Raw genomic sequence first — 13,946 nt, forward strand, 5'->3', positions numbered from 1 at the left:
TCAGTCCTTTAATTTTCAAAATGATAGAAGCCGAGCCTATGTTGCTCGGCTTTTTCTTTTTAATAATGGCTTTAGGATTGAGTAATCTCTAACTTACTGTATCCTACAGCGCTCGCAGTTTTGCGCATAATATTTATATAGAGATAATGATTGTATGGGTTTTACCTCTCTGGGCTTATCTGCCCCTATTTTAAAAGCTGTAGAAGAACAAGGTTATAGCACGCCTTCACCAATTCAATTACAAGCAATTCCAGCAGTAATTGAAGGCAAGGATGTTATGGCTGCTGCACAGACAGGGACAGGTAAAACAGCAGGTTTCACATTACCTCTATTGGAGCGTTTGTCGAACGGTCCAAAGCGTAAGTTTAATCAAGTTCGTGCGTTAGTATTAACGCCTACACGTGAGTTAGCCGCGCAAGTACACGAAAGTGTTGAGAAGTATAGTAAGAACCTACCACTGACTTCTGATGTGGTTTTTGGTGGCGTAAAAGTAAACCCACAAATGCAGCGTTTGCGTCGTGGTGTGGACGTTTTGGTAGCAACACCAGGTCGTTTACTGGATCTTGCTAATCAAAATGCGATTAAGTTTGATCAATTAGAAATTCTTGTTTTGGATGAAGCTGACCGTATGTTAGATATGGGCTTTATTCATGACATTAAAAAAATCTTAGCTAAGCTTCCTAAAAACCGTCAAAACTTACTTTTTTCTGCAACGTTTTCAGATGAGATCCGTCAATTAGCAAAAGGGCTAGTGAAAGATCCTGTTGAGATTTCAGTAGCTAAACGTAACACAACGGCTGAAACAGTAGAGCAATCAGTTTATGTAATGGATAAAGGCCGTAAACCTAAAGTACTTACTAAACTGATTAAAGATAATGATTGGAAGCAAGTTTTAGTATTTAGTAAAACCAAGCATGGTGCAAACCGTCTTGCAAAAACACTAGAAGAGAAGGGCGTAAGTGCTGCAGCCATCCATGGTAATAAGAGCCAAGGTGCGCGTACTAAAGCATTAGCAAACTTTAAGAGTGGTCAAGTACGAGTACTTGTAGCGACGGATATTGCAGCGCGTGGCTTGGATATCGAGCAATTACCTCAAGTTATTAACGTTGATTTACCAAAAGTACCTGAAGATTATGTTCACCGTATTGGTCGTACAGGTCGTGCTGGTGCAACGGGTAAAGCCATTTCTTTTGTGAGCGAAGATGAAGCGAAAGAATTGTTTGCTATTGAACGTTTGATTCAAAAAGTACTGCCTCGCCATGTGTTAGAAGGTTTTGAGCCAGTTAACAAAGTACCAGAATCAAAACTGGATACTCGCCCGATCAAACCGAAAAAACCTAAGAAGCCAAAAGTACCAAGAGTTGAACATAAAGATGGTCAGCGTTCAGGTGAAGATCGCAATGGCAACAAACAAGGCGCAAAACAAGGTCAAAAGCCAGCGAAAAAACGTACTCCTACAAATAATCCATCAGGTAAAAAAGAAGGTACGGATTCGGATAAGAAAAAGCGTCCATTTTCTGGTAAACCTAAAACTAAAGGAACTGGCGAAAATCGCGGTAATGGCAGTAACTTTGGTAAATCAAAATCTACTCCAAAATCGGATGTAAAACCACGTCGTCAAGGTCCACGACCAGCACGTAAACCAAAAGCAAACTGATCTTTTTTTGCTTATGTAAAAAAGTAATAAAACCGGCAATTTTCGCCGGTTTTTTTATAAGCTATATATCTCCTTACTTGAGAGGGTATTAGTTGTTAGATGCGGGCTGTCTTGGTTGTGAGATAATGCCTTTTTATTGATACAGTTATCAAAAGCATTATGAAACCATGTGTCTGTTAATAAACTTGGTGTACCTTTGTGGGTATAAATTAGTCAAGTGAATGCTTTGAGGAATAATGAGGATAAAAAATATCGTTGCTGTTGGGTCTTTGCTACTGTTAAGTATCGCAATGACTTGTGCTATTTTTTATGTGACAAAGAGCTATAACAAACAAAGTCGATTGATTGAGAACGAGTTAAAGTTTAATGCGAATTATGTGTCTTCTTGGATTCAGACGGCTTTTTACCATTCTAATAATGTATTACATGAGCTCTCTGATTCATTAACTGAAGAAGATTTTGCTTCTTTACCTTTTAATGAGGTTTATGATGAAGATTATGGAGAGTTATTTGAAATTCATTATCAGACATTGATGAATGCCATTCATGTTTTTGCTGTCGATAAAGATTGCGTATTATTAAACACCAAGACAATTGGTGGCGTTGATCTTTCTTCAAGAGAGTATTGTCAAAAGCTAAAGAAAAGCAATCAAGAAATAAACTCGGTTATTACTACTCCTTTTAAAGACATTTTAAACCGAAATGTGATCTCTCAAAGTGTAACGGTTAATGATGAGTACGGAAACTTTGCAGGAATTGTAGGTATCATTACTGATTTTTCATTTTTTTCTAAAGCCTTAAGAAGTGTAAACTTAACGAACATTAGCTCTATTTCAGTATTAAGTAGTGATTTTACTGTATTAGCTTCTACGGTGCCTAAATTCTTGCCAATTGGGAAAAAACTGGATTTTGATTATATTCCTAAAAAAGAAATTAGCGGTTTAAAGTACAATCAAGAGTTAATGTTTGAATCAAATGAAAGGTATAACGGTGCCTATCAGGGGGTTTATGTAAAAAAAGTATCGGATCTTCCATTTATTGTATTAGTAACTAAGGCTAAATCTCATTGGGTAACTCCCCTTTATATTGCCATTTCCACTGTTTTTGCTTTATTACTTATATTTGCCATTTTCCTTGTTAAAAACGCTTATTATTTTGGAAAACTCAGTAGTGAAGCTGAGCATTACTCTAAACTTGCCTTGTTTGATGATTTGACAGGAGCATGTAATCGACGTTGCTTTGAAGCAAAAGTGTTAGGCTTTATTCAAAACTATCACTCTAAAAACCAGACATTTTCTGTTGCACTGTTTGATATTGATTATTTTAAACAAATAAATGATACCTATGGTCATGAAGTTGGTGATGAGGTGTTGCGTTTATTTAGTCGTGCTTGTGAAAATATCTGTGAATCAGATGATCATTTTGCTCGTTTAGGTGGCGATGAGTTTGTCATGTTGTTAAGTAATAAAAGCAGGGATGAGGCGGAAGTGATACTTAATGAACTGCTTTGTTCAATACGCAATATAGAAATAAGAATTAATGGTCAATTGGTACAACTAACGAGCAGCATTGGTGTCAGTGAAATGAATGATGATGTTTTTGATGCTTGTAAATTATTAAGTCGTGCCGATGAAGCACTTTATGAAGCAAAGCGTTTAGGTCGAAATCAAGTTTTTATATCTGCGTAATGCCTCCCTACCTTGTTCAAATCCAGTGAGATGATTCACTGGATTTTTCATTAGAAAAACTAATCCAAAATCCACAAAAAATCTCTTGTGAAATATAAGGTAATTTGATTGCCACTTTCCTCTATACGCCTTATCATCTCGCGCCATAAGGTTAGAGGATAATTCGACTATTATTTCTGGCCTTTCTTTTATTAATTATCACACCTTATTATTTTTTATTAATAATTACTGTTTTTGTGGAGAGCAGTCATGCAAAAGTCGTATTCACTTGCGACGTTCAGTTTTTTGATCGTTATTTTAGTTGCTGTTGGTCAAATGAGCCAAACTATGTATGTGCCGTCAATTGGTTACATGGCAAGTGAATTCAAGGTTAGCCCTGCATCTTTACAGGCGGTAATGGCTGTATATCTGATCCCTTATGGTCTATCACAATTTTTCTATGGCCCGATCTCTGATCGTGTTGGCCGTCGTGTTGTGATCTTATCTGGCTTGGTATTATATATTGCGGGTACCTTAGTTGCGTTATTTGCTCATGAGTATGCTCTGTTTTTAGCTGGCTGCTTTGTTCAAGGCTTAGGTATTGGTGCTGCTGGTGTAATGTGCCGTACAGTTCCGCGTGATTGCTATTCTGGTGATGAGCTACATAAAACCAATAGTATTATCAGTATGTGCATGATGTTTTCACCACTTTTGGCTCCAGTGTTAGGTGGCTATTTAACTGAAGCATTTGGTTGGCGTTCAAGCTACCTATTTTTAGCTCTGTTCAGTATCGCGGTTATGATCATTATGGTGACTTCAATGAAGGAAACGCTTCCTTTAGAAGTTCGTCGTAAAGATGCGGTATGGAAAAGCTACCGCCATGTACTGTCTGAGCACCGTTTTCAAGGCTATCTAATTTGTCTTGTTGCAACTTTCGCAGGCGTTGCTGTTTTTGAAGCGGCTGCTGGTGTATTACTTGGTGGTAAATTAAAACTGCCAGCAACAACGGTAAGTATTTTGTTTATTCTGCCTATTCCTGGCTACTTAGCGGGGGCGGCGTTATCAAGTGTGATAGCTAAACATTGGTCTGAGAAGAAGTCACTTGATGTTGGTCTAGTTTCAATTGTGTTAGGCGCTGCAATTGTATTAATTCCAGGTTTGATGGGATTAACCACAGCATTAACATTGATCGGTGGTGCGGTGTTGTACTTCTTAGGCGCAGGCATTTTGTTTCCTGCTGCAACGACGGGTGCTTTATCACCATTTCCATATCATGCAGGTACAGCAGGTGCCTTATTAGGTGGTATGCAGAACTTGGGTGCAGGTTTAGCAACAATGGTAGCATCGTTCATTCCGGCTGATAGCCAAATGCCAGTAGGTTTGATCATGTTTTTAATGGCGTTACTTGCGGTATACGGTTTGCGTAAAGTGCATTCAATTCCGCCATCAAGCGAAATGCCATTAGCGGTTTAGATATACAATCCACATAAATATTTGATAAAAAGAAAGGCCGAGTAGATAATTTCTATTCGGCCTTTTTACTTATAATGAAATGGTCATTACTTGATATGAATTTGGTTTAGCCACGCATACGGCTTACGCGGAAGCTACGGCCTTTCATTTTGCCGCTTTCTAGTTTCTTAAGCGCTGCTTTTGCAACGGTATTATGAACAGCAACATAAGCATGGAAATCAAACACGTTGATCTTACCAACCATTTTACCTTCGATACCGTCTTTACCAGTAAGCGCACCTAAAATGTCACCCGGACGTAGTTTGTTTTTCTTACCACCATCAATCCATAAAGTAACCATTTCAGCGTAGTAAGCAGGCTCTTTTAGGTAATCAGCACTTGGTAACGCTTCATCACGAATATCAATGTTCATGTATTCTTCGATTTGAGCAATGTTGTGCATTTCTTTTTCATTGAAAAGGCTTAGAGCAATACCTTTATTTCCTGCGCGACCTGTACGACCAATACGGTGAACGTGCACTTCAGGATCACGAGATAATTCAAAGTTAACCACAGCATCAAGTGATTCGATATCTAAACCACGTGCAGCAACGTCGGTTGCAACAAGAATCGACGTACTCTTATTGGCAAAACGTACTAACGCTTTATCACGATCACGTTGTTCTAAATCACCGTGAAGTGCAGTTACGCTGAAATCGTAATGACGAAGTTCATCTGCCACTTCTTGGGTTACACGTTTTGTATTACAGAAGATAACCGTTGATTCAGGTTGGTGCTTAAGCAATAGGATTTGCAGTGCTTCTAGACGATCTTCAAAATCACCCACTTTAAAGAAGTGTTGGTTAATTGATGTGTTTTCTACTGTTTCTTCTGCTTTAGTCATGATTGGATCGTTCATGATGCGATCTGCAATGGACTTGATTTGCGGTGGGAAAGTCGCACTAAACAGAAGATTTTGACGTTTAACTGGTGCGTGATCTAATACCGCATCAATTGCATCTTGGAAGCCCATTTCTAACATACGGTCTGCTTCATCAAGAACAAATGTATTTAGGTTATCTAAGTTTAAGTAACCTTTACGAAGGTGTTCTTCAACACGACCTGGAGTACCAACGATAATGTGAGCACCGTGTTCTAATGAACCTATTTGTGGGCCAAAAGGAACACCGCCGCATAAAGTTAGTACTTTAATGTTATGAATTGCACGAGCAAGTTTACGAATTTCTTTTGCTACTTGATCAGCCAGTTCACGTGTTGGGCATAAAACCAAAGATTGAACACGAAAGCGTTTTACATTTAAGTTAGCTAATAAACCTAAACCAAATGCCGCCGTTTTACCTGAGCCCGTTTTTCCTTGGGCAATAACATCTTTCCCTTTTAGCATGAAAGGTAAGCTTTGTGCTTGGATTGGTGTCATTTCGTTATAACCTAACGTTTCTAGGTTTTGTAAAAGTGACGGATGCAGATCTAATGATGAGAAAGATGTTTGACTCAAGGTGATTTCCTTTAAACAAGTAGTGACAAAGTGATAATTGTCCAATGGATGGCAGAGTAAAGATAAGAGGCTAAAAAAGCAAGGGAGATCACAGTTTTTCTGTATATAAAACCATCACTATTTAGACGATGTGGAATGTATCAAGATATTAACGTAAATAAAGGCATAAAATAGTGTGAAAAGGTGATCTACTTATAATTTTTATAAATTTATATTTTGTGTTATATTTCGGCGTCAAATAATTATAATAAGCGTCAAATAAGGGTCAGATGAAAAATCGAAGTGCTTTTTTTTATAGTTCAATGACGATTGGGATCTTACTTCTCTTCTTATCTTTATTTTATCTTTTCACTTCTTATCAAACAGATAGCTCTCGTGTTGTTGAACGCTTAAAATTTAATGCGAGCTTTGTTGAGCTATGGTTAATTAAGTCTTTTTCAGATTCTGATGCAGTGCTAAATGATATGGCACATGACTTGGCAGAATCTGGTCCTAGTCGTATTGAAGATGATCCAATCACACATCAGCTTGAGCAGTTTTATTTAAAAGAAAAAGAAGATGCCTTACCTAATGCTACATTGGCGTTTGTTGTTGATGAATCTTGCGCGTTAACTCATAGCGAAACACTTCGTAATATCGATCTTTCAGAGCGTGAGTATTGTAAATCTTTACTTAATAACAATGCTCGACAAAGCATAATAACTTTGCCTTTTATCGATCTGGCTGGACGAAATGTTGTCGTTCATGGGAAAAAGATCATTGATGATGAAGGAAAGCTAAAAGGCATTGTTTGTCTTTCTACTAATTTAAATTTTTTTAGCTTAACACTAAGCCATTTACAACTTCCATCTTCAATGGGTATCGCGATTTTAAGCACCAATATGAAACTTCTTTCGGCGATACCAAAAGGTAATTTACCGTTAGGGAAAGGCATTGATTTATCGTTGGTTGAACCGAGTGTTTTAGAACGATTTTATCGTGATAATGAAGTGATTATGTCTTCTGATATCTATGAGAATGGCACACTTGATACGATTTATGCTCGTAAGGTTAAAGACTTACCTTTTATTGTGGTGGTAACAAAAGAGCAAAATTATTGGCAAACTAAATTTTCGCTCTCATTAATGCTTGTTATTGGGTGTTTCACTGTAATTATCGGATTATTGTTGTTTAATCTTAATTATTTAAAGAAAACTAGCGCACAAAAAGATAAGTATACCGAGTTGGCTTATAATGATTACCTTACTGGTGTGAATAATCGCCGAGCCTTTGAAGAACAGGCAAGTAAAGTATTTAAAACGTATCAATATGATAAGCAAACTTTCTCGTTGGTCATGTGCGATATTGATAATTTTAAAGAATATAACGATAAATTTGGACATGATGTTGGTGACCAAATGATCACTGCATTTTCTGAGGCGTGTTCAGCACAAATTAATCAAGAGGATATCGTCGCTCGACTGGGTGGTGATGAATTTATTGTTCTTCTTCATCATAAAGATAAAGAGCAGGCCGTGATGGTTGCTGAAAGTCTACAAAATGTGATTAGAGCTCTTTCTGTTTTGGTTGATGGTCAAGAATTATCAATGACATGCAGTATGGGAGTTGCAACAGTGAGTGAGTTAACTACTAGTCTTCATGAATTATTGAATATTGCAGATACTCAACTGTATAAAGCAAAAGAAGCAGGCCGTAACTGTGTTAGGTTTGAATTGTAATTGATAATTATTTGCATTATTGCTGTTTGATGATTATTCTAACGCCTCTGCTTTATTTGTTGGTGTTGTACTTTTTATATGCAAAATAGTGAATATTTTGAATTACTTTTTCACTCCTCAAGAGAGGTTACACCTTATCTGAGTGGGCATTTAGCTCATCAAACCGAGTGCTATAACGCAGATCCACACCTCCATATATCGAAAAACAATGGCGAACAAATAAAAGCACTTTATGAACGCTTATCTCAGATTTCTCCTGAGGCTGGTAGTGCATATTGGTTAACCAGAACATGGGACTTATTGTGTTGGCAGCCTGTATATATTGCATTTATATCCATTTATCAGCTTAGAGCGCTTCCTAATATTAAAGAAATGAGCCAAGAGATTAAGAGTGATTTTGTAGCGGGTTATACGTTTCATCATTCAGATTTAACGCTTGGAACTAATGAAGACTTGATTTCATCTGTTGCTCAGCAGTTAAGTGAGCTTTTTTCTTCATATCGAGAAGATATATCTCAATGGACTCGGATTAGACCGGGTTTTACTAATCACTTATTGGCTGATGGTTTGCTTAATTGCATTGTAAAATTGCAAACTTACTTGCCTACATTATCTAACGAATATTTACTTGAACAGGCTAAGCTTTGGTTAGAGGCATTTTCATTACCTAATAAGCATTTATTGAGCTTGCAGATTGATACGAACACGGAGCAACTTCGATTGGTTCGTACCAGTTGTTGTTTAGTGTATAAATGTGATGGTCGTAAATTATGTCTAGATTGCCCTCGCCATCCGGATAATAAACGTTAACTGCAGTACTCCTTGCTATGTCTTGTTTATTTGAGGCTTCATGAAAGCAATGATTAAAATGCCTACAGAAAATAGAATACAAAGGTAGATAGGGTAAATCGGTGAAATGGTTGCAGTATAAGCAAATAATGAAGCAATGCCGTAACCAAGAGTGTGTGACATGGATATATAGCCAGCCACAGAACCAGGATTATCTTTATCTATAGAGGTGGCCTTTGTTGTATAGGCAGGCACTAATAAGGCCGCTCCACAGGCGGTTATTGCCATTCCAATTCCTAATAGCCATATTGAATGTAGAGTGAATATTAGATAGCCCAGTAGCAAGCAGATTGCTCCTAAGTAATACATGGTAGTGATTTGTATTTTTTTCTTTTTGATGACGAAGACTTGGGTGATTAAGGTCACTGCTGCACTAATGGTTAATAGTATTCCAATCACATCACTGATTTTATTGGTGGACCAATGGGTAATGTCTTCAATTAACGGCGAGAAACTGTATTGCAATAGCGCAATGGTTAAGCACAAGAATAGCCCTGTGAGTAGGTAGGGCATTAATCTTACATTTGGAATAAAAGAACTTACTTGGTGAGACGATTTATTGTGTTTATTTATTTTCGATGGGCTTGGCAACATAAAAGCGGCGAATAGAGCGAGAAGGGGGAAGCAAATCATCATAATTAGTGGTGAATAGGGCCCCGATTTTAATAGTAGAATAGATAATATTGGCCCAAGAAGGCGGCCTAAACTTAATCCAATGCTAACGGATGTAATGGCTTGTAATCGATTATTCTCACCACATAGAAGAATGGCCCAATGCTGGCTAGCTGGAACCATTCCAGAAACGGTGCAGCCGTAGATTACTCGCGCAACAATCAACCCGATCAAACAAAAACCAGCGTAATTGGGATGATCATTACTGAAAAATGTAAAAGTAAGTAGAAGTAAGAAACTGAAGCTCATTCCAAATAGAGCTTGTAATACTACAAATTTAGGGCCTTTTTTATCGCTGTACTTTCCCCAAAATGGTGCTGAGGGTAGAAAGAGAAAGCTACCAACTGCAATTACAATTGACCACGTCGGTAGTGCAAAAGCTGAATGAGTGACTAAAAATGGAAGTGAGACAAGTAAGCCGTTTTGCCCAATTCCCATTAGCGCGGCTATTAACCCAATAATGATGAGTTGAATTGATGCATAGGTATTTTTGTCGAAAAAAGAGGGCATTAGAACTTCCTGTTTTAAATGTCTCGCTCTTTATATCTTACTTTTTAAAATATGTGAATAAAAATAATTATCATTAACATTTCTTTATGTTAAGGTCTGCTCATCATTCATGGACAGATTATTTTATTACCCTCATGTATCAGCTTGTCGATGCGTCGTTTGAAATCGACGGAAAAACAATTTTATCTCCTACATGTTTATCTTTTCCTACCAATAAAGTTACCACGCTCTTAGGACACAATGGGTGCGGCAAATCTACACTAATGAAATTACTTAGTCGTCAAAATACACCGTCATCAGGTCATGTGCTATTTGATGACAAATCAATTAACCAACTTTCACAGCAAGATTTTGCATTGCAGGTTGCTTATTTACCTCAACACCCTCCGATTACTGATGGGGTGACGGTTCGTGAATTGGTTTATTTTGGACGTTATCCATGGAAAGGAGCATTTGGACGCTATAGTAAAAAAGACAATCAATTGGTCGATGAGGCAATTGAAAAGGTGGGGTTGACGCCATTTCGAGATCGTTTTGTCGCGACATTATCTGGTGGTGAGAGGCAGAGGGCTTGGGTTGCAATGTTATTGGCTCAACAAAGTCAGTGTATTTTATTGGATGAACCCACATCAGCATTAGATATTGCACACCAATATGAATTATTGGCCTTGATAAGAGAGTTAAATCAAACCCTAAATCTAACCGTCATTATGGTATTACATGATATCAATATGGCTGCGAAATTTAGCGATCATTTGATTGCTCTGCATTCTGGATGTGTTATTGCGCAAGGATCGCCAGAGAGTGTGATGAATACTCAAACGTTAAAGCAAATTTACGGTATGGATTTAGCGTTATTTTCTCATCCTGATACAGGGAAAGTGATCAGTTACATCCCTTAATTGATGGAAATAAGATAATCAGAAAAGGAAAACAAAACATGCATAAAGTGATTAGCCTGATTATGTTGGCTCTATATGCTATGTCTTCACAAGCGATTGAGATTAAGCACGAATTAGGCTCTACAGAGGTTGAGGTTACGCCACAAAAAATTGTAGCGTTAGATTGGGTGTTAGCCGAAACCGTTTTAAGTTTGGGAGTGGAACCATTGGGTGTTGCGGATGCGAAAGGATATCAAGCGTGGGTGATGGCTCCTAAGTTGCCTTCGAACGTATTGGATGTAGGTTCACGACGAGAGCCAAATTTAGAGTTGCTTACAGAGTTGAACCCTGATGTTATTTTGATTAGTCAGCACATGAGTGCGATGTATGAGAAATTAAGCACGATTGCTCCCACTTTGGTTTATACCGTCTATAGCAATAAAAAATCGCCATTAATTGCCGCGAAAGACATAACTATTCAGTTAGGCCGTTTGTTGGATAAAGAACAGCAAGCGTTACAATTGATCGACCAAACGGAAAAAAAACTGATTGAGAATGGCGACAAAATACGACACTTGCAACAACAAGAAAAGCCGCTGCTTTTTGTTCGTTTTATTAATGACAAAACCGTTCGTATTCATAGTGAGGGATCATTAGCACAATCGACAATCAATGCTATGGGGTTAACAAACGCTTGGCACGAACCGACAAATTTGTGGGGATTCACGACCGCAGGTATTGAGAAACTCGCGCAATATCAACAAGCGAATGTGCTTATCTTTGGCCCATTAAAGGAAGAAGAGAAAGTCAAACTGACTCAATCCGCCTTGTGGCAAGCGATGGCATTTACACGTACCGGTTCAGTTTATGAACTTCCTGCTATTTGGACTTTTGGTGGGTTAATTTCGGCACAACGTTTCAGTGATCATATAACTCAACAATTGACTCAATAACGGATAAAACGAATGCGCGTATCAAGTGTACTAGGTAAGCCTAAAATAGGTAGCAGTAGAACAGGACTAAATATTGGCATTATTGTCTTGATGTGTATTGTTTTATTGAGTTTATTGCAATGGACGGCTCCTTATTCTCAAGGCATCGATTTATTATGGAAAACCGTATTTCATTATGATTCATCTGATTATCAACAATTAATTACGTATTTAACTTATCTTCCTCGTTTATCCATTGCTGTGCTATCAGGTTTTGGTTTGGCAATTGCTGGTTGTGTTATGCAGTTTGTATTACGTAACCCTATCGCTTCACCAACGACGTTAGGGGTTGCTGCTGGAGCTGAATTGGGGATGGTTCTTGGTATTTTGTTTTTACCTGTTAGTAGTTCTATTAGTGGTTTTATTCCTGCATTTTTAGGCGGAGCATTTGCCACCGGGTTAGTGTTTTTATTATCGGTAAAACGTGGTTTTTCACCAGTTCATATGGTGCTAGCTGGAATGGTTGTTAGCCTTTTTTTTGGGTCTTTAAATACCATGTTGTTGTTACTTAATGAGCAACAATTAACTAGTGTATTTGTATGGGGGGCGGGTACATTAAATCAAAATGATTGGAGTAGTGTATCAAGGCTTATTCCATTGATTACCTTTCCTGTTATCACGATCTTGTTACTTGCTCGCCCCTTGTCCGCACTTCAATTAGGTGATCATGTCGCTTCCTCTATCGGCATTAATATAAAGCAGATTAAAGTTATATCGTTGACCTTAGCTATATTTATTACCGCAGCAGTGGTAAGTGAAGTTGGTTTGATTGGTTTTGTCGGGATCGTTGCTCCAGCAATAGCTCGAATGTGCGGTGCAAGAGGATTACCTAATCAAATTTTAATGAGTGGCATTATTGGCAGTGCAATGCTTTTATTTGCTGATTTAATTATACAACCATTTTCAGGTGTGGGTGGTGAGCTATTGCCTACGGGAGCCATGACAGCATTACTTGGTGCTCCTTTTTTATTATGGTTATTAAATCGCCAACAATTACAGTCAGACATGAAGGTGAGAGAAACCTCGCAAATTGTATATCGAGTAAGAAGCCTTAGACATGTTGTTGTTCCATTGTCTTTTTTGATTGTTGCTTTGTTTATCGCAGCAGTACTACTTGGAAAAGGGCAACTTGGCTGGGCGGTAGCCTTTGACATATCCATTATCGAGTTAAGAATACCACGGGTATTTGTTGCGTTCTTAGCCGGGGTTGGGTTAGCCATTGCTGGGACGGTGATCCAAAGAGTCTCAATGAACCCAATGGCAAGCCCTGAGATTTTAGGAATTAGCTCTGGTGCGGCACTGGCATTAGTTTTAGGCGCAGTTTCTGGTATTGCAATAGATAGGCATGAACAGATGTTACTGGGTACTTTAGGGGCATTAATCGTCACGTTTGTTATTTGGATTATGGGAAGAAAACATCATTTTGCTCCAACTCAAATGCTACTAACAGGAATAGCCTTAAGCGCAGGGTTAGATGCGTTTTTACGAATTGCCTTATCATCAGGGCAAGATAACGTTAAAGCGCTATTAACCTGGTTGTCAGGTTCAACTTATTTAGTCTCGATGAGTGATGTGTATTTACTTGCGATAGGGGTGTTGTTGTTTTTTATTTTCGCGATGAAATCTCATCGATGGCTAGATTTAATGGGATTAGGAGACACAGTAGCGAGTAGTGTTGGTTTATGTTGTCGCCGAGTTCGATTGTTTTTATTGTTGTTTGTCGCCGCCTTAACCACGCTATGTACGATTATTATTGGGCCTCTTAGTTTTATTGGCTTATTAGCTCCCCACATGGCACGCTCTCTTCATCAATATCAAGCTTCACATCAACTCATTGCTGCGAGTTTGTTAGGCGGTTGTTTAATGATTTTAGCGGATTGGATAGGCCGAGTGATGTGGTTTCCATGGCAATTCCCAGCAGGATTATTAGCATCATTAATTGGTGGTATTTACTTCTTATATTTAATGCGAAAGTAATATCCTTGTTTTAATTATTGATATTAAACATATTTTTATGGTGTAGAACAAAATC

General features: G+C 38.1%; 10 protein-coding genes. 8 read left to right on the top strand and 2 right to left on the bottom strand.

Annotation, left to right across the window (positions count from 1 at the left end; all coding sequences use genetic code 11):
* Positions 1 to 154 precede the first annotated feature (154 nt).
* The 3 genes from HC728_RS13080 to emrD all read left to right on the top strand — a co-directional run bounded on the left by HC728_RS13080 (position 155) and on the right by emrD (position 4,797).
* Positions 155 to 1,657, top strand: a complete 1,503-nt coding sequence (locus tag HC728_RS13080) for a DEAD/DEAH box helicase (protein ID WP_065621216.1) — start codon at positions 155 to 157, stop codon at positions 1,655 to 1,657.
* Between the two features lie 236 nt (positions 1,658 to 1,893).
* Positions 1,894 to 3,345, top strand: coding sequence for a sensor domain-containing diguanylate cyclase (locus tag HC728_RS13085; protein ID WP_065621214.1), 1,452 nt, complete (start codon positions 1,894 to 1,896; stop codon positions 3,343 to 3,345).
* Positions 3,346 to 3,594: 249 nt separating this feature from the next.
* Entirely contained in the window at positions 3,595 to 4,797 is a 1,203-nt protein-coding gene (gene emrD, locus HC728_RS13090; protein WP_190395615.1) for a multidrug efflux MFS transporter EmrD, read from the top strand.
* A 106-nt stretch (positions 4,798 to 4,903) separates the two neighbouring features.
* On the opposite strand, the gene dbpA is transcribed toward emrD, so the two are convergent.
* A complete protein-coding gene (dbpA, locus tag HC728_RS13095) occupies positions 4,904 to 6,292 on the bottom strand; it encodes an ATP-dependent RNA helicase DbpA (protein WP_012535236.1) in 1,389 nt (462 codons plus the stop codon).
* 269 nt (positions 6,293 to 6,561) lie between these two features.
* Between dbpA and HC728_RS13100 the strand changes: the two genes are divergently transcribed.
* On the top strand, positions 6,562 to 8,010 hold the full coding sequence (locus HC728_RS13100; protein ID WP_017019341.1) for a diguanylate cyclase: 1,449 nt from the start codon (positions 6,562 to 6,564) through the stop codon (positions 8,008 to 8,010).
* Positions 8,011 to 8,088: 78 nt separating this feature from the next.
* The gene (locus tag HC728_RS13105) at positions 8,089 to 8,820 is read left to right on the top strand and encodes a siderophore ferric iron reductase (protein WP_065604526.1); all 732 of its coding nucleotides are present in this window, start codon (positions 8,089 to 8,091) and stop codon (positions 8,818 to 8,820) included.
* Between the two features lie 15 nt (positions 8,821 to 8,835).
* On the opposite strand, the gene HC728_RS13110 is transcribed toward HC728_RS13105, so the two are convergent.
* Positions 8,836 to 10,041, bottom strand: a complete 1,206-nt coding sequence (locus HC728_RS13110) for an MFS transporter (RefSeq protein WP_017019342.1) — start codon at positions 10,039 to 10,041, stop codon at positions 8,836 to 8,838.
* Between the two features lie 134 nt (positions 10,042 to 10,175).
* Here HC728_RS13110 and HC728_RS13115 point away from each other — a divergent pair, with 134 nt between their 5' ends.
* From HC728_RS13115 to fhuB, 3 genes are read left to right on the top strand one after another with little or no spacing between them, the layout of a single operon-like run.
* On the top strand, positions 10,176 to 10,943 hold the full coding sequence (locus tag HC728_RS13115) for an ABC transporter ATP-binding protein (RefSeq protein ID WP_026029328.1): 768 nt from the start codon (positions 10,176 to 10,178) through the stop codon (positions 10,941 to 10,943).
* 38 nt (positions 10,944 to 10,981) lie between these two features.
* The gene (locus tag HC728_RS13120; protein ID WP_188863907.1) at positions 10,982 to 11,875 is read left to right on the top strand and encodes an ABC transporter substrate-binding protein; all 894 of its coding nucleotides are present in this window, start codon (positions 10,982 to 10,984) and stop codon (positions 11,873 to 11,875) included.
* A 12-nt stretch (positions 11,876 to 11,887) separates the two neighbouring features.
* The gene (gene fhuB, locus HC728_RS13125) at positions 11,888 to 13,891 is read left to right on the top strand and encodes a Fe(3+)-hydroxamate ABC transporter permease FhuB (protein ID WP_190395616.1); all 2,004 of its coding nucleotides are present in this window, start codon (positions 11,888 to 11,890) and stop codon (positions 13,889 to 13,891) included.
* Positions 13,892 to 13,946 lie beyond the last annotated feature (55 nt).

Source organism: Aliivibrio sp. S10_S31, from assembly GCF_014694495.1.
Classification (GTDB): Bacteria; Pseudomonadota; Gammaproteobacteria; order Enterobacterales; family Vibrionaceae; genus Aliivibrio; species Aliivibrio fischeri.